Here is a 16,142-nt window from a genome sequence, read left to right as displayed (position 1 = left end):
CAAAAAATTATACGTTTAATTATTATATGGGAGGTTATGAGTAAATGAAAAAAGGTGTTATTAGTCTTGGGGAAGCATTAATCGATTTTATTCCAATGGATCACACAAATTTAACTTACATAAAAAGTCCAGGTGGCGCACCAGCCAATGTTGCTGTTGGAATTGCTCGCTTAGGTACAGATTCTACTTTTTTAGGAAAAGTAGGTGATGATGTATTAGGGCATTTTTTAGAGGAAACGTTACAAAGCTTTGGAGTGATAACGGATCAAATGTTCTTCACAAAAGAAGTAAGAACTGGAGCGGTATTTGTTACTCTTGCAGAAGATGGTGAGCGAAGCTTTGATTTTTATATTGATCCTAGTGCAGATCGCTTTTTATCAGAGTCTGACTTAGATGAGCGTCTTTTTCAAACAAACAAAGTTCTTCATTTTGGCTCAATCAGCTTAATTAGCGAACCTTCCAAATCAGCAACAAAGAAGGCTGTTCAGTTAGCAAAGGAAAATGGAATGATTGTATCGTACGACCCTAACTTACGTTTAGGTCTTTGGGAAAATGAAGAAGTTGCACGCGAAACCATTATTTCAATGTTAGGGCAAGCGGATGTTTTAAAAATATCTGAAGAAGAGCTTGAATTTATTACAGGTGAAAAAGACATTGATAAAGGTGTTGCAGCTCTTTCGCAATATAAAATTCCATTGATTTTAATTACCTTAGGTTCAGAAGGTAGCTATATCTTTTTACATGGAGAAAAAGCGCACGTTGAGGCAATGAAAGTCAATGCAGTGGATACTACAGGTGCGGGTGATGCATTTGTATCTGGAATTTTATATAACCTAGAGAAACGTGAAGATGGTGTTAAAAACATGACATTAGAAGAGGCGAAGGAAGTTGCTCGTTTTGCAAGCGTTTCAGGTGGACTAGCTGCATCTACAAAAGGTGCAATGACTGCACTGCCTACATTTAGTGAAGTGGAAAAGATTTTAAGGGGCTAATGATATGACAAATAAAGATTTACAACTACGATCTCAAGCCTATGAAGAAGTAGAAAAGTATAAAGATCAAGTAGAAAGTGATTACCATCGACTGCAATATCACTTAATGGCACCTGTGGGTTTATTAAATGATCCTAATGGCTTTATTCAGTTTAAAGGCGTATATCATTTATTTTATCAATGGAATCCCTTTAATACGGGTCATGGTGCTAAATTTTGGGGTCATTATGCATCTAGTGATCTTGTTAATTGGACACATGATGAAATTGCCCTTACACCGAGTGATTGGTTCGATAAAAATGGCTGTTATTCCGGGAGTGCGGTAGAAGCTGACGGGAAGATGAAGCTGTTTTATACAGGTAATGTAAAGGATGAAGAAGGAAATCGTGAAACCTATCAGTGTCTAGCTGAGAGTGAAGATGGGTTCCATTTTGAGAAAAAAGGTGTTGTTGTCAATCTTCCTGAAGGTTACACTCCTCATTTTCGTGATCCAAAGGTATGGCAGCATGAAGGTCTATGGTACATGATTGTTGGTGCTCAAAGTATGGATTTACAAGGGAAAGCTGCTTTACTTAGCTCAAAGGACTTGAACGATTGGAGATGCCTTGGCGATATCACAGGTTCTCACAGTGAACAGTTAGGTGATTTTGGTTACATGTGGGAATGTCCCGATCTATTTCGTTTAGAAGATAAAGAGGTGCTCGTTGTTTCTCCACAAGGGTTAGAGCCTGAAGGGATGCTTTATAACAATGTGTACCAATCTGGCTATTTTGTTGGCAAGCTCAATTATGAAACAGCAAAGATGGAACACGGAGAGTTTATAGAACTTGATCGCGGTTTTGAATTTTACGCACCTCAAACAACTGTTGATGAAAAAGGTCGTAGATTGATGTTTGCTTGGATGGGTGTGCCTGACCAAGACGAAGATAAACAGCCTACGATTGAGTATAAATGGGTACATGCGATGACACTTCCTCGTGAGCTTGTACTAAAGGGTGAAAAGCTATATCAAAAGCCACCTGAAGAGTTAAAACAGCTAAGAAAAAATGGTGTGATTCATACGGGAGTGGAAATTTCAGAAGAAAGTATAAGTTTTGCTGACGTGAATGGCGATGTAGTCGAATTAGTCGTTGAAATGAAAGATCATGCAGCGGAAAGTTTTGAGATCAGCATTAGAAATGAAGCTCGACTTATTTATGATTTTAATGAACAAACTTTAACATTAGAGCGAAATTCCTATGCGAAACAAGGTACAGAGAAAAGACAATGCCAACTATCTGAATTAAAGGAGTTACGCATCTTTTTAGATACATCTTCAATTGAGGTGTTCGTAAACGAGGGTGAAGAAGTCTTCACTGCACGTATCTTCCCAAGTCAAAACGACAAGGAACTTTTATTTAAAGCAGAAAACGGTACGACTATTTGTACAGTGAAAAAGTGGGACCTTCTAAAATAGAGACGAGGGTGTCCCAAGAGTGTCAGACACCACGAGTATACTACTATACATAGGTTCAGTTTTATTATCCGTCTAAATATAGTTGTGATACGGTGTCTGAAACTTTGTTTTGGGACACCCCCATCATAAAGCTTATTTTCTGTTTACTCCAAGGGGCCCAAAACCAGGTTGTGATTCGAACTGGTAGCGATCGTCGAGCTCTTTAGCAAACTCTAGATCATCGTCAGTAGTGGCGATATCTTTTTTCGGAGTTTGTGGTAAGCTTTGTTTATTTTTGTCACGTGCTTTTTGTTTTCTTGCTCTACCCATTTGTCTCATCTCCTTTCTCTTAACTATTTTTTCTTACAGAGAAAAAGGTTATGTATCGAAAAAACTGTGACAAATGTATATTTTTTAGAGAAAATGACAAAATAAGTTTGACGTAAGCTTTCAAAATTTGGTATGATAATCAACAAATTAAATGAATATCAAACGTTGATAGACGTATAGTAGCTAAATAGTAGCTTCTTTAGCGAGCTAGGGGTGGTGTGAGCCTAGTGAAGGGATTTAGTGAAACGGCAGTCTGGAGTTTTTACGATAAAGTGGGTATGGAGTTTCTCATGCCAACTAGGGTGGAACCGCGGGAGTAAGCTCTCGTCCCTAGGCTAATAAAGCCTAGGGACGAGAGCTTTTTGTGTTTCGTATGTTTAAGCATATGATGAAGAGACGTCTTATCATTTAGGCTTTATAAAAAAATAAAAATTTTATAATTTAGGGAGTGTAGTAAAAATGACGAAAACAATGGATCAAATTGTTGCGCATGCAAAGCATCGTGGATTTATTTTTCCTGGGTCAGAGATTTACGGAGGTCTTGCTAATACGTGGGATTACGGCCCGCTTGGAACAGAATTAAAAAATAATGTAAAAAAAGCTTGGTGGCAAAAATTTGTTCAAGAATCTCCATACAATGTTGGTCTTGATGCAGCTATTTTAATGAATCCTAGAACTTGGGAAGCTTCTGGTCATATCGGTAACTTCAATGACCCGATGATTGACTGCAAAAAATGTAAAGCAAGACATCGTGCTGATAAAATTATTGAAAATGCTCTTGAAGCAAAAGGAATGGAAATCGTTGTTGACGGACTACCATTTGAAAAAATGGAACAATTAATTCAAGAGCATGAAATTGCGTGTCCTGAATGTGGAGAGCTAGACTATACGTCAATTCGTCAATTTAACTTAATGTTTAAAACATTCCAAGGTGTAACAGAATCGAGTTCAAACGAAATCTTTTTACGTCCAGAAACAGCGCAAGGAATTTTTGTCAACTTTAAAAATGTGCAAAGGACGATGCGTAAAAAGCTTCCATTTGGAATTTGCCAAATTGGTAAGAGTTTTCGTAATGAAATTACACCTGGTAACTTTACGTTCCGTACACGTGAGTTTGAACAAATGGAACTTGAATTTTTCTGTAAACCTGGTGAAGAGTTAAAATGGTTTGATTTCTGGAAAGAAGAAGCAGATAAATGGTTAAATGGACTTGGAATGAAAAAAGAAAATGTACGTATGCGTGACCATTCGGATGATGAGCTTTCTCATTACAGTAACGCTACAACTGACTTTGAATATAAATTCCCATTTGGTTGGGGAGAGCTTTGGGGTGTAGCTTCCCGTACAGATTATGACTTAAAACAGCACATGGAATTTTCCGGTGAGGACTTTCAATACATTGACCAAGAAACAAACGAGCGTTACATTCCGTATTGTATTGAGCCTTCATTAGGGGCAGACCGTGTAACATTAGCTTTCTTAGTTGATGCTTACGATGAAGAAGCTCTTGAAGATGGAACGAGCCGAACAGTAATGCGACTACATCCAGCATTAGCACCTTACAAAGCCGCAATTCTTCCTTTATCAAAGAAATTATCTGAAAACGCGCGTTCAGTATTTGGTGAACTTGCGAAATATTTCATGGTTGATTACGATGAAGCTGGTTCTATCGGGAAACGCTACCGCCGTCATGATGAAATTGGGACACCTTTCTGTATCACCTATGACTTTGATTCAGAAACAGATCAAATGGTAACAGTACGTGACCGTGATACAATGGAACAAACACGTGTACCAATCGTCGAGTTAAAAAGCTTCTTAGAAGAAAAAATCCAATTTTAAGAAGAAAAGCGCAAGCGCCTTGATCACGAGCGAGAGGCACTGGAAGACCTTTGACAGAAGCCGCTTTTTGGCTTCCGAAAAGGAATGAAGTGACTGAGCTCGTAGGCGCTGAAGCTAGCCAAAGAAAAGCGCAAGCGCCTTGATCACGAGCGAGAGTCGCTGGAGCTACTTTGACAGAAGCCGTTTTTTGGCTTCCGAAAAGTAGAGAAGAGACCAAGCTCGTAGGCACTGAAGCTAGACAAAGAAATCTGCAAGCTAAAAAAACGAGTTTGGATTAAATATCCGAACTCGTTTTTTTCATTGAATTTGTTACGAAGATTGGTGAAAATTGTAGAAGAAAGTCGATATTACAAAAGTATTATTTTGTGATTAATAGAGTGGTACACTTCTAATTTTCTATATTAAAACGCGGTGTTGAGGTAGACTTTGGTCTATTGTAACGCTAAACTACTATAGCGCATTTGTTATTCTGATATAACATTTGAACGTGTAGTAAATTTCATGATATGTAGAATTTATTTCTGTTTAATAGATCAAATTATCCAAATATCAAGAGTTTGACCCAGTTTTTCCCTAATGACTCTGTTGAAACTTGTTTTCTATTAAAATATAATGAAAAAGAGAACTGTGATTGAATTTATTAGCGAAAGTAGGTTTTGAAGATGAAAAGTATTAAAACAAGGCTAATCGTTTATTTTTCAGTGTTAATTTTATTAATTTCGATTTCTACAGGATTTTTAACGTTAAGAAATGCTAGTAAATTAATTGTAGAAGAAGCGGAAGAGGCGTTACAATCACTAGTTTCCGAAGGAGCTTCTTTAACGGAAAGTCGTTTTGAAGGTGAATTTCGCTATTTAGAAGGGTTAACAAATTTAACTGTATTAAGTAATCCCGAAGAAGAATTGTCCTCAAAAATGGCTATTTTGTTAGAAAAAGCGGAGGAAAGTGATTATATAAGGCTTGGGGTAGCCGATTTGAATGGAAATTTGTATTTGTCTGATAGTTATGGAATAAATAATGAAATTGTAAATGTGAAGGAACGAGAGTATTATCAAAACTCACTTCAAGGGCAAAGGCAAATTATGCCACCTGCTATAAGTGTTAATCGTGATGACAATGGTGACATGATTATCGTAAAGTCTGTCCCCATGTATTTTAACAACGAAATTACTGGGGTTTTAGTAGCGGTAGGAGAGGCCAACTTTTTAAACAATATCGTAGATGAGATGAGCTATGGCGAACAAGGGTATGCTTATATCATAAACGAAAATGGAACGATTTTGGCTCACCCGAATCGAGAAATGGTTACCGGTCAATTTAATCCTCTAGAAGAAGTAGGAGTTGATGAATCTCTTCAAGAGGTTGCTCATGTTTTTTCTAGAATTCTAGATGAGAAAAGAGGAATAGATGATTACCGTTATAATGGTGAGCATTTATATGTTGCGTTTGCACCGATTGAAGGTACGAATTGGTCTTTAGTTATAACAGCTGTAGAAGACGAAGTTTTAGGGGCCATACCTAGGTTACAGTGGGCAATAATTTTTGTGTCGGTTATTATTTTTATTATTAGTATTGTCATTACTTTTTTCATAGGTTCATCAATTACTTCTCCAATTATTAAAATCATTAAGCATTCTCAACATGTAGCAGATTTAGATTTAACGAAAGATGTACCTGATAATTTAAGTAAGAAAAGAGATGAAGTCGGTAAGCTATCAGTCGCTTTGCAGTCGATTACAGATAATTTAAGAACGGTTATTGTTGATATTACGAAGTCTGCTGAGAATGTTTCAGCTTCATCAGAACAGCTTACAGCTACTTCACAGCAGTCAGCAAGTTCAGTTGAGGAAATAGCACAAACAATTGCTGAAATAGCTAGTGGTGCATCTAGCCAAGCATTGAATACGGAAGAAGGTTCTGAAAAAGCATTCTTGTTAGGGGATACTGTAGCCAAAGATCAAATATACTTAAAAGAGCTAAACGAAGCATCAGAAAAGGTATTTATTCATGTCGGTGAAGGCTTAGTTGAAATTGACAACTTAATGAATATTTCCGTTGAAAGCTCTAAAGCAACAAAAGAGGTTGAAACAGGAATTCTTAAAACAAATGATAGTGCAAAAAAAATTGGTGAAGCAAGTAGTGTGATTGCAGCCATTGCAGAGCAAACGAACTTATTAGCATTAAATGCAGCAATTGAAGCAGCGCGTGCTGGGGAAGCTGGTAAAGGATTTTCGGTAGTTGCAGATGAAATTCGTAAATTAGCAGAGCAATCATCGAACTCTACAAAAATTATTGATGAGGTTGTAAAGGAATTGCAACTTAATTCAAACGATGCAGTCAAAGTGATGGGGAATGTCTCTGTAATATTAAAGGAACAAGAAGTAAGCGTGAAGGAAACGAAACAAAAGTACGTAACGATTTCAGATGCGATGAAAGAAGCAGAAAATGCTGTTCAAAATTTAAATAGATCGAGTCAAGAAATCGACAAAATGAAAGATGATATCGTAGATACATTACAAAGCCTTTCTGCTATTGCTGAGGAAAATTCAGCTTCAACTGAAGAGGTTTCAGCAACAATGGAAGAACAAACAGCATCTATTGAAGATATATCACGAGCCAGCGAAGAGTTATCAAACTTAGCTCAAAGCTTACAAGAGATTATTGCTAAGTTTAAAGTTTAATACTTTGTAATTAATTGTAGGCTTGATGCAACTGAAATTGATACCAAATTGAAACGGTGCGTTTTCATCAAGTATAATTTGGTGTCACTCAATTAACGAATGATGAAATTCTCTCAAATTATTAATAGGTATTGGGTGTCTAACATCACACATACATTTCTTTGAATTGTATGTGTGAGTTAGGCATCTTTTTTTGAAAAATAATGATTGTTAATCAAACTTTATGAAAGAAACTAAGTATAGAGGCAAAGATTTTAGGGTAGGAATATAGGATAAAAATGCTTCAATAATTCGTAAAACAAATGTCAATATTTAACCGCAGATTCCCCTTTTAAAAATAAGGGGTTGTAGTAAAATTCAAAGTAAGAAATACAATTATGATAAAGGAGAAAAATGAAGGTAACCAAGTCTTTGACTTCCTGAATAGCCTTGATTTTAAAACGCTTTCAAAAACACCTAGAGAAAGTAAGTAATACTTATATTTTGATGAAGTAGGATGGAATTCAAAGATAACGTTCTAGTTCCTAATTTTTCAAATGAAAAAATTTGAGGAGTGGTTTAAAGTATGGAAAGACAAAATCCTATAGCTTCAATGTGGAAAACATTTGGTAATCTTCCCTTGTTCAAACAAAATCATCTAGAAGGTAATAAAACGAAAAAAGAATTGAAGAGAAAGTCATATGATTGGAAGCTAGATGATTTGGATCTAGATTTAATCTACGGTTATTATCATGTAGTTGGAAAAGATGCGTCTCAAGTTTTACAAACACCATTTAAAAATTTTTGTATCGCAAGAATAGGAAACAAGTATGAATTGTTTCAAATTGGCCGCTCTTATAGACCGGTTGTTGTATCTTTTGACGATCACCCTGACATTAAACAGTGGTTTGAACAAGAGGTAAGTGAAATTAATTAATTACCTTTTGAGCTATAGAGTATGTTTGTCTATAATATAAGTAAGGTAGGGAAGCAACTCATGTTAGCTTCCCTTTAGTTTGTTTACCGTCGGAATGTCTGCAGGTGCCCAGTTTAACTTTTCAAGTTCGTCTTTTGGTACCCAACGCAATTCAGAATGTTCTAGTGCTTTAGGTTGCCCATTTTGAATAATCGCTCTAAAAGTTTTTAAGTTTACTTTTATTTCAGGATATTGGTGCTCCACAGAAGCAACTAGTTCGCCTACTTTGACTGTACAGCCAAGCTCTTCAACTATTTCACGAATAAGAGCAGTTTCGGGTTTCTCCCCCTCTTTAATTTTACCTCCTGGAAACTCCCAAAGATTTGGCATCGACATTTTTGAAGAGCGTAGGGCACAGAGAAATTGACCATTATGATTTTCAATCACAGCACCTACAACGTTAACAGACCTTATCATAACATCACCTCTTAATTTTGGTATTCTTGCAATATTTGAAGGTTTCTTTAAAATTTCATAGAATAAACAATAGAGAGTACAAAGTAAAGGAAAGCAAATAATGATTAGTTTAAAAAATGATTGGCAAGAAAAATTATACAACCAATGTCAACTTCCATATTACATACAGCTTATGGAAAGTTTAAAAAGTGAGTACGAAACATATACGATTTTTCCACCCAAAAATGAAGTTTTTAATGCATTACATTATACCCCATTTGAAAAAACGAAGGTTGTCATTTTAGGACAAGATCCATATCATGGTCAAGGGCAAGCGCATGGGCTAAGCTTTTCTGTAAAGTTAGATGTAAAAACTCCACCGAGTTTGAAAAATATTTATAAAGAATTACATGCAGACCTTACTATCCCAATTTCTAATCATGGAAACTTGGAAAAGTGGGCGAGCGAAGGGGTGCTCCTCTTAAATAGTGTACTCACTGTAAGAGAAGGTAAACCGAATTCACACAAAGGGTTAGGTTGGGAGAGGTTTACAGACGCAGTGATTATGTGTTTAAACAAACGAGAAAAACCTGTCGTCTTTATTCTTTGGGGTCAATTTGCTGCTAAGAAAAAGGAGCTCATCACAGAAACTCACCATTTTATCATTGAATCTCCGCATCCAAGCCCTCTTTCTGCTAGTAGAGGTTTTTTTGGAAGTCGACCTTTTTCAAAAACAAATGCTTATCTAAAGTCAATTGGTGAACTTGAAATTGATTGGGAAATTCCAATGCGTTAGATTACGTAAATCGATAAAAAGCTGAGCCATTTTGCGGCAAATAAAGCTTTTATATAATAAAAGGGGTTGTATGTTATGACATTATCAGAAAACACAACTGTCGGGTTCATTGGAGTAGGAGTGATGGGGAGAAGCATGGCATCACATCTAATGAAAGCAGGATATGAAGTCGTTGTTTATAATCGTACGAAAGAAAAAGCTCTATCACTCATTGAAGAAGGAGCAAAGTGGAAAGACACAGTTAAAGAAGTAGCTCAAGTATCTAACGTCATTATTACGATTGTTGGTTACCCAAAAGATGTAGAAGAAGTTTATTTAGGGGAAAATGGTTTGTTAAATCACGCTAGGGCTGGAACCTACTTTCTTGACATGACGACGTCAAGCCCTTCATTGGCTGTGAAAATTTATGAAGAGGCGAAAAGGCGAAAGATGCACGCACTAGATGCGCCTGTTTCTGGGGGCGATGTTGGGGCGAAGCTAGCAAAGTTAGCAATTATGGTTGGTGGAGATGAAAACGACTTTCAGGAAGTGTTACCAATTTTAGAAAAGATGGGGGAGAACATCATTCATCAAGGTAATGCTGGTTCGGGCCAACATACAAAAATGTGTAACCAAATAGCGATTGCGCCAACGATGATCGGTGTTTGTGAAGCGATAGTATATGCTGAAAAAGCAGGGCTTTCACCTAAAAAAGTATTACAAACGATTGAAACAGGTGCTGCAGGAAGCTTTTCATTGAGTAAATTAGCGCCGAGAATGATTAACGGTGATTTTGAACCTGGTTTTTATGTAAAACATTTTATTAAAGATATGACGATTGCTTTACAATCAGCCGAGGAAATGGGCATATTAACTCCAGGTTTAAAGCTAGCCAAGCAGTTATATGAACAATTAGCAGAAAGAGGAGAAGAAAATAGCGGAACACAAGCATTGTACAAATTATACAATTGAGATTTGAAAGAGGCTTTAGTAGCCTCTTTTTATTAACTTTGTGAATGGTAAGAGATCAATTGTTAGAAAAAATAAACACTAATGTATAAAGCTGAACTTCAATCAGTGGGGGTTTTCCTTCATCCCCCACTGATTGTTAGTTCAACTTATCGGACCTTTAGGGGCAGTTTATCCCCCACCTAAACTTCTCGATTTTCTTAGGTTTTGAGGTGGGGGTCTTACTTGCCCCTTAAGAGTGGGATAAATTTTGAAATATGCAGTATTAATCAAAAAAATGCCGAATTATAAAACATTTTTAGTGCGTTTGTACTATAATAGAACATATTGGTAAATTAGGCGATTTAGGGGTGGCAATACGATATGTTTAAAACTTTGAGAGCGAAACTATTTGTTTTCTTTTTATTAACGACTTTCATACCACTTTTGTTTGTAAGTTATATTTCTTATCAATCACAAAAACAAGAGCTTACAAAACAAATTGAACATTCGTTACTTAGTCACTCTAATTATATAGCAGCAGAAATTCAACAACTTCTTTTAGAACAGATTTCAAATTTGAATTATTTAGCGACTAATTCTGTGTTAAAAGATCCAAGTGCTACAAATGAAGAAATAAAACTGCAATTTGAATCCTTTTTAGAAATATATGAAATATATTCAGATGTTATATTCGTTAAGCCTGATGGCAGGGTTTTTACTAGTATGATTGATATTGTCGTTGGGTGGGATTTTAGCAGTCGAAAGTGGTTTGAAATCGCAAAAGAAGGCGAAAGTTATATTTCTGATATTTACATCTCTCCTGTTTTAGAAGAGCCTATCTTAGTCATGGCAGCCCCTGTTTTCAATGCGCAAAAAGAAGTAATTGGGGTGATTTCACCATCTTTTAATGTAAACTATATTTGGGACAAATTTCATACATTTACATATCATGAGCAAATGGCTTCGTTAAAGGGCTATGCTTATTTATTAAATAAGAATGGAGATATTATTGCTCATCCTGATCAAAATAAAATTTTAACCGAAAACTATTTCCAAAAAAATAATTTGATAGCCGCTGATATAGTCAGCTTGAGTCGTGAAAGAAACATATTTTATGATAAAGAGGCTAAAGAAGTGACAGCTTACACGCAGATTGAAAAAAATAATGGTTTTGATAATGATTGGTTCTTAGCAATTACGGTTTCAAAAAGTGCGTTATTTGCTCCGTTACTTAACCTTTTTAAGAATTATGTAATTATTATGGGTTGTGTTTCAATTATCATTACGATTGCTGTGTTTCAATTTTCAAAATACATAGTAAGTCCAGTCGAGAAATTAGTAGCAGCAACGTCTGAATTTGCTGTTGGCAAGTCAATTCCACCGCTTGTTAACCAATCATATAAAGAGATTGAGCGTTTGAATGGCACCTTTACAGCGATGACAAAAAAATTAGCTGAACGTGAAAGTGGTCATAAAAAATCTACATTGATCTTAGAAACAACCGATAACGGGATTTTTATCATCAATAAGCGAACAACAAAGATAACAATGTTTAATCGAATGTGTGAAGAAATGTTTGCAATTTCTAGAGAAGAGGTTATTAATTTTAGTGTAGATGATGTTATGAGGAAGTCTACCCACTTCCAGGAGTTCGTGTCATCAAGTCAGATCATGAATTACCTCGAAAAAGAGACACCCAAAAAATATGAAGTTCAGTGGCAGATAGGTAAAAAATGTTGGTACTATCTTGTTAGTTTAACTACGCTCCCATCTTTAGACAATAACGACCTTCAAGAAGAGCTATTAATTATGATTAGTGATATTTCTGACAAACGTCAGATGGAGCTTGAGCTTGTTCATTCTGAAAAACTAAAGGTTGTTGGAGAAATGTCAGCTGGTTTAGCGCATGAAATTCGTAACCCTATTGCTACAATACGTGGATTTATTCAACTATTTAGTCAAGAGGAAATGGGATCAAAGAAAAGTTATTTTGACATTATTATTAAAGAAATAGACAGAGTCAATTATATTGTTACCGACTTATTAAATGTTGCAAAATCAAAATCTAAAGGAGAATATAGGCAAACAAATATTCAACTTTTACTAGAAGAAATGCTTGTATTAGAAACGTCACATCTAAAAAATAAAGGTTTGAATTTAGTAACCGAGTTTGAAACTGTACCACTTATTTTTATTGACCCTCTTAAAGTCAAACAAGCATGTATGAATATTATTCAAAATGCTATTGAAGCTATGGACGTGGGAGATACATTATTTGTAGCAACAAAGCATTTAACTGAGGAAAATAAAGTATGTATTTATATAAAGGATACTGGGATAGGGATGGATCCTCAAACGCTTGAGAAACTAAGAACTCCTTTTTTTACAACGAAAGATACAGGAACAGGGTTAGGAATGTCAACTAGCTTCCGAGTCATTGAAGAAATGCAAGGTACGATTGATGTTTTGAGTGAAGAAGGAAAAGGGAGTACATTTACGATTACCTTGCCAATAATTCCTGTTTGTAAGGGAAGTAATATAAAAGAGAACGGGCATTAAACAATCGGTAAATAAAGAAAGGACTAAGTAGAAATGAATATAGGAACGGAAACTATCGTCAAAAAGCTAGAAGAAAAAGTACAGGAAATTAAATTTGCACTTGCTAATCAAGAACAAAAGAGGTTGAAGGAAGAGTTAATTAGTATAAAGGCATACTGTGATTTACTTCTTGAAGCAACTCCAGAAGAGCAAATTCCATTTTCAACACCAGTAATCAAAAATCCTTCTATAGAAAACTCCAAACAACCGAAACAAGAGCAAAAAGTTCAATTAGAAAAACCATCTAGTGATAGTTTATTTGATTTTTAGGTCATGCAGACTTGCAATTAGTTGGTAACTTAATCAAACTGATTTGAACTTAAGGGTCATAGACCCCCACCTCTAAGCGTAGCGTAGGTGGAAACTTCCATTAACTCCCATTAGGGTGCAGTTGAGACTCCATTTGAATTTTCGATGTTCTAGAGAAGCTAGAACGAGTTCTCTTTTTAGTTGAGTGAACTTCTTATCTTATTTATCCAACTTTTAACGGGCAGTAAGACTCACACCTCAAAATTTAACCAAGTTTAGGTGGGGGGGGAGGAAACCCCCATACAAATTGAAGTTCGGCTATATCTAGTTGAGAAGCACCCCCTCAACTAGATATAGTATCTTAGTGACTTAAAATTTGTATGAGGATATTCATATAAATAATTTAACATCATTAGGAACAAATTAAGAAAAGTAACAAAAATGTTAATTGGGGGTCTTAATGATGTATTATGGAATAAATACTGGAAGCAGTGTAGGTTTTCCGATTTTTTTTAACGTTATAGGCGGCGACATAGATTCGTTAAAACTATCAGAAGATCGTTATGACGTGTATGTAGAAGATAATTATATTGGTGAAAAGTCTTTATTTGCTCAAAATGAAGATTTTCACGTAATTGGTGATTTTCTAGAACAGCAAGGTTTTGAAAACGTTCAAGTCGATTTGAATGGAGATCATATTGTCGTTCATGCTTCTAACCATGAAGAAGCAGCAAAAATGATAAAGGCATTGAAAGTATATTTATCGAATCGATAGTTCAATTTTTTGGAATGCCTATAGTAACTATGCTATTATTGATCCACAATAACAACATTAATTTAAAGGAGCATAGTTACACATGTTAAAATTATTTTTATTAATTGGTAGTATTAACATGGCTATAGCAGTAGGTTTAGGTGCTTTTGGGGCACATGGTTTACAGCCGAAATTAACGGAAAAAATGTTTAATATTTACCAAACTGGTGTACAGTATCATATGATTCATGCCGTTGCGATAATTCTCGTTGCAATTATCAGTGATCGTTTAGGTGATCCAACAATATTATCTTGGGCAGGATGGTCGTTTGTTTTAGGTGTCATCTTTTTTTCAGGCAGTTTATATGTGTTAAGTATTTCGGGAGTGAAAATATTAGGAGCCATCACACCGATTGGTGGTATTCTATTCATCGTAGGGTGGATGTTACTTGCCTTTAGTGCAGCTAAAAGTTTTTGAGTTTTATGGTAGCATACAAAAAAGGTCCCGTTTTATTGGGACCTTTTGTTTTTGACATTAAGAATGCATAAAATTCTAAAAGCTGTCTAGCTCCAGGCACCATCGGCTCGACCACTTCAGCCAAGCAACTGACTTCAATTACTGCTTGAGATCCTTCGTCGAATAGCTTCATGAAGCTTGCTACGAAGCTATTCTAGAAGACGCAGAAGCACCGTAAGAAGCCAAAGAACGGCTTCTGTCAAAGGCCGCCCCAGTGAAGCTACTACTTGGATTACTTCGAAGCGGCTTTGCTCTTGAGCAAACGGAGTGGCACAGGAGCAGCTGCTCGTGACCAAGGCTCTTGCGCTTTTCTTGCCTATCGTGGTGAATATTGTGCCATTGGTGCAGGTACGCCAAATGGGTACTCATATTCAAGAGGTTCCTCAAATGTGACATAATCCAAATTGAGCATGAGAAGGAGGTAGTACGTTCCGGATTGAGGATCACTAATAATGATGTGATCACGTCCAGCCTCTTCAACGACGCCTCTGAAAATCTTTGCATTCCATTCTTGGTTATTTTCATATGTCATGTAAAACGTTCCTACTTTTCCTCTATTTAAGCGTAAGATATTTTCAATATACGATTGCTCAAGGGGTAACATCCCAGGCTGTTGTGGCGTTGGGAAAGGTTGTGGAAACCCTGATGGAAACCCCGGTGGAAATCCTGGTTGCATAGCTGCGCCTGGCCAAGCGGGCTGCTGTGGTGGAACTTGATATGGTAGGGCAGGTGATTCTTGTGTTGTTGGTGCTGGTTGGAATTGCATCCAAGGCTGTTGTTTATACATGAAATCACTCCTCGTATATTAAAATTTTAGAAACGGTTTTACTAATGTTTAGTTCATTTGAAAAATATTAATATGTTGAATAAACAGCTGGACATTGGCTAGCTAAAGGTGTATAGAAACAGTGTAGTTTGTATCTTCCTGAATTCCAATAGCCCCACCATTGAGCAGGACATGAACCATCAGGCCTGAAAAACCATAAAGCGAATTCAGCTGGGTGGTGTCTCTCGCCATTTACGACTCTTTTTGCTAGACGGATCTCTTTTTCTCTGGCACGTTGATAAAAATACCCTTTTTGAACAGCTTCGAATCCCCCTGGAGATTGAAAGGCCATTCTTTCAATGGAATTTACATCTCCAAAATCAAGGCAATCTACGCGAGTGCGGTTAACCATAACATTACCCGCCATTAACATACCAAGCTCTCCTTCACCTTCTGCTTCCGCTCTCATTAATCTAGCCAGCACTCTAATATCATTTTCCGTAGCTTTAATGACTGCCATTTACTCACCTCCCGTATTATGTAAAGCTACAAGATGTATGTTGAGGTTACAACGTAAATAGAAATCTGCTTAGTAATAATAGGCTACAAAATTTATCAACATATCATTTCAATTGCTTTCTTGCACTATTTTATTTCTATGAGTGAGCCTCTGGAAATATGAATCGGAAATTTGGAAAATGTGGAAGGAGGATGACAAGAGGTTGAGTGTTGATCTAAAGGTGAGTTAAATGATGATCGGGCTTCAAGTTTAATTAGGGAGTTCGTGGGACTAAAAATAGTAAGCTCCGCTCGTAAACGTATGAGAGTAGAATTTATGTGGGTAGGGCCAATGTATTTGTACGGATAGTACTTCAGAAATGCTCTATCCTACAAGATGTAT

Annotated in this window: 16 protein-coding genes and 1 other annotated feature; of the genes, 11 read left to right on the top strand and 5 right to left on the bottom strand. The window is 36.3% G+C overall.

Annotation, left to right across the window (positions count from 1 at the left end; genetic code table 11):
- Positions 1-44 precede the first annotated feature (44 nt).
- Together BKP45_RS03865 and BKP45_RS03860 are read left to right on the top strand one after the other, a co-directional pair.
- Positions 45-992, top strand: coding sequence for an aminoimidazole riboside kinase (locus tag BKP45_RS03865; protein WP_071388423.1), 948 nt, complete (start codon positions 45-47; stop codon positions 990-992).
- 4 nt (positions 993-996) lie between these two features.
- On the top strand, positions 997-2,448 hold the full coding sequence (locus BKP45_RS03860) for a glycoside hydrolase family 32 protein (RefSeq protein WP_071388422.1): 1,452 nt from the start codon (positions 997-999) through the stop codon (positions 2,446-2,448).
- A gap of 132 nt (positions 2,449-2,580) precedes the next feature.
- Here the strand turns inward: BKP45_RS03860 and BKP45_RS21405 are convergent, their stop codons facing one another.
- The gene (locus tag BKP45_RS21405) at positions 2,581-2,757 is read right to left on the bottom strand and encodes a YfhD family protein (RefSeq protein WP_139193733.1); all 177 of its coding nucleotides are present in this window, start codon (positions 2,755-2,757) and stop codon (positions 2,581-2,583) included.
- 156 nt (positions 2,758-2,913) lie between these two features.
- Positions 2,914-3,092: a binding site (T-box leader), on the top strand.
- A 124-nt stretch (positions 3,093-3,216) separates the two neighbouring features.
- Here BKP45_RS21405 and BKP45_RS03855 point away from each other — a divergent pair.
- The 3 genes from BKP45_RS03855 (at position 3,217) to BKP45_RS03845 (ending at position 8,196) form a co-directional block, all read left to right on the top strand.
- Positions 3,217-4,599: a glycine--tRNA ligase gene (locus tag BKP45_RS03855; protein WP_071388421.1), complete on the top strand. Its 1,383-nt coding sequence runs from the start codon at positions 3,217-3,219 to the stop codon at positions 4,597-4,599.
- Between the two features lie 662 nt (positions 4,600-5,261).
- Entirely contained in the window at positions 5,262-7,280 is a 2,019-nt protein-coding gene (locus tag BKP45_RS03850) for a methyl-accepting chemotaxis protein (RefSeq protein ID WP_071388420.1), read from the top strand.
- A 565-nt stretch (positions 7,281-7,845) separates the two neighbouring features.
- Positions 7,846-8,196 (top strand): hypothetical protein, encoded by a 351-nt coding sequence (locus tag BKP45_RS03845; RefSeq protein WP_071388419.1) that lies wholly within the window; start codon positions 7,846-7,848, stop codon positions 8,194-8,196.
- 63 nt (positions 8,197-8,259) lie between these two features.
- Here the strand turns inward: BKP45_RS03845 and BKP45_RS03840 are convergent, their stop codons facing one another.
- The gene (locus BKP45_RS03840; RefSeq protein ID WP_071389041.1) at positions 8,260-8,652 is read right to left on the bottom strand and encodes a (deoxy)nucleoside triphosphate pyrophosphohydrolase; all 393 of its coding nucleotides are present in this window, start codon (positions 8,650-8,652) and stop codon (positions 8,260-8,262) included.
- Positions 8,653-8,752: 100 nt separating this feature from the next.
- On the opposite strand from BKP45_RS03840, the gene BKP45_RS03835 reads away from it, so the two are divergent.
- The 6 genes from BKP45_RS03835 (at position 8,753) to BKP45_RS03810 (ending at position 14,436) form a co-directional block, all read left to right on the top strand.
- Entirely contained in the window at positions 8,753-9,427 is a 675-nt protein-coding gene (locus tag BKP45_RS03835) for a uracil-DNA glycosylase (RefSeq protein WP_071388418.1), read from the top strand.
- Positions 9,428-9,502: 75 nt separating this feature from the next.
- Complete coding sequence (locus BKP45_RS03830; protein ID WP_071388417.1) at positions 9,503-10,378, top strand: NAD(P)-dependent oxidoreductase; 876 nt, start codon at positions 9,503-9,505, stop codon at positions 10,376-10,378.
- Positions 10,379-10,738: 360 nt separating this feature from the next.
- Positions 10,739-12,916, top strand: coding sequence for a sensor histidine kinase (locus BKP45_RS03825; RefSeq protein ID WP_071388416.1), 2,178 nt, complete (start codon positions 10,739-10,741; stop codon positions 12,914-12,916).
- A 33-nt stretch (positions 12,917-12,949) separates the two neighbouring features.
- Positions 12,950-13,225, top strand: coding sequence for a DUF5327 family protein (locus tag BKP45_RS03820; RefSeq protein ID WP_071388415.1), 276 nt, complete (start codon positions 12,950-12,952; stop codon positions 13,223-13,225).
- Positions 13,226-13,667: 442 nt separating this feature from the next.
- Positions 13,668-13,979, top strand: a complete 312-nt coding sequence (locus tag BKP45_RS03815; protein WP_071388414.1) for a hypothetical protein — start codon at positions 13,668-13,670, stop codon at positions 13,977-13,979.
- An 82-nt stretch (positions 13,980-14,061) separates the two neighbouring features.
- The gene (locus BKP45_RS03810) at positions 14,062-14,436 is read left to right on the top strand and encodes a DUF423 domain-containing protein (protein ID WP_071388413.1); all 375 of its coding nucleotides are present in this window, start codon (positions 14,062-14,064) and stop codon (positions 14,434-14,436) included.
- Here BKP45_RS03810 and BKP45_RS21985 read toward each other — a convergent pair.
- From BKP45_RS21985 to BKP45_RS03800, 3 genes are all read right to left on the bottom strand, one after another.
- Complete coding sequence (locus BKP45_RS21985; RefSeq protein ID WP_139193731.1) at positions 14,423-14,608, bottom strand: hypothetical protein; 186 nt, start codon at positions 14,606-14,608, stop codon at positions 14,423-14,425. The two genes, BKP45_RS03810 and BKP45_RS21985, sit on opposite strands and share 14 nt — an antisense overlap.
- 183 nt (positions 14,609-14,791) lie before the next feature.
- The gene (gene gerQ / locus BKP45_RS03805) at positions 14,792-15,262 is read right to left on the bottom strand and encodes a spore coat protein GerQ (protein ID WP_071388412.1); all 471 of its coding nucleotides are present in this window, start codon (positions 15,260-15,262) and stop codon (positions 14,792-14,794) included.
- Positions 15,263-15,329: 67 nt separating this feature from the next.
- Positions 15,330-15,761 (bottom strand): cell wall hydrolase, encoded by a 432-nt coding sequence (locus tag BKP45_RS03800; RefSeq protein WP_071388411.1) that lies wholly within the window; start codon positions 15,759-15,761, stop codon positions 15,330-15,332.
- Positions 15,762-16,142: the final 381 nt, after the last annotated feature.

Source organism: Anaerobacillus alkalidiazotrophicus (genome assembly GCF_001866055.1).
Note: the sequence above shows the minus strand (reverse complement) of the source record. Positions and strands in the feature narration are given on the sequence as shown.

Bases quoted from the DNA above. Each gene is read 5' to 3' on its own strand.
- BKP45_RS03865 (WP_071388423.1), top strand. From the start codon at position 45: ATGAAAAAAGGTGTTATTAGTCTTGGGGAAGCATTAATCGATTTTATT.
- BKP45_RS03860 (WP_071388422.1), top strand. From the start codon at position 997: ATGACAAATAAAGATTTACAACTACGATCTCAAGCCTATGAAGAAGTA.
- BKP45_RS21405 (WP_139193733.1), bottom strand. From the start codon at position 2,757: ATGGGTAGAGCAAGAAAACAAAAAGCACGTGACAAAAATAAACAAAGC.
- BKP45_RS03855 (WP_071388421.1), top strand. From the start codon at position 3,217: ATGACGAAAACAATGGATCAAATTGTTGCGCATGCAAAGCATCGTGGA.
- BKP45_RS03850 (WP_071388420.1), top strand. From the start codon at position 5,262: ATGAAAAGTATTAAAACAAGGCTAATCGTTTATTTTTCAGTGTTAATT.
- BKP45_RS03845 (WP_071388419.1), top strand. From the start codon at position 7,846: ATGGAAAGACAAAATCCTATAGCTTCAATGTGGAAAACATTTGGTAAT.
- BKP45_RS03840 (WP_071389041.1), bottom strand. From the start codon at position 8,652: ATGATAAGGTCTGTTAACGTTGTAGGTGCTGTGATTGAAAATCATAAT.
- BKP45_RS03835 (WP_071388418.1), top strand. From the start codon at position 8,753: ATGATTAGTTTAAAAAATGATTGGCAAGAAAAATTATACAACCAATGT.
- BKP45_RS03830 (WP_071388417.1), top strand. From the start codon at position 9,503: ATGACATTATCAGAAAACACAACTGTCGGGTTCATTGGAGTAGGAGTG.
- BKP45_RS03825 (WP_071388416.1), top strand. From the start codon at position 10,739: ATGTTTAAAACTTTGAGAGCGAAACTATTTGTTTTCTTTTTATTAACG.
- BKP45_RS03820 (WP_071388415.1), top strand. From the start codon at position 12,950: ATGAATATAGGAACGGAAACTATCGTCAAAAAGCTAGAAGAAAAAGTA.
- BKP45_RS03815 (WP_071388414.1), top strand. From the start codon at position 13,668: ATGTATTATGGAATAAATACTGGAAGCAGTGTAGGTTTTCCGATTTTT.
- BKP45_RS03810 (WP_071388413.1), top strand. From the start codon at position 14,062: ATGTTAAAATTATTTTTATTAATTGGTAGTATTAACATGGCTATAGCA.
- BKP45_RS21985 (WP_139193731.1), bottom strand. From the start codon at position 14,608: ATGAAGCTATTCGACGAAGGATCTCAAGCAGTAATTGAAGTCAGTTGC.
- gerQ (WP_071388412.1), bottom strand. From the start codon at position 15,262: ATGTATAAACAACAGCCTTGGATGCAATTCCAACCAGCACCAACAACA.
- BKP45_RS03800 (WP_071388411.1), bottom strand. From the start codon at position 15,761: ATGGCAGTCATTAAAGCTACGGAAAATGATATTAGAGTGCTGGCTAGA.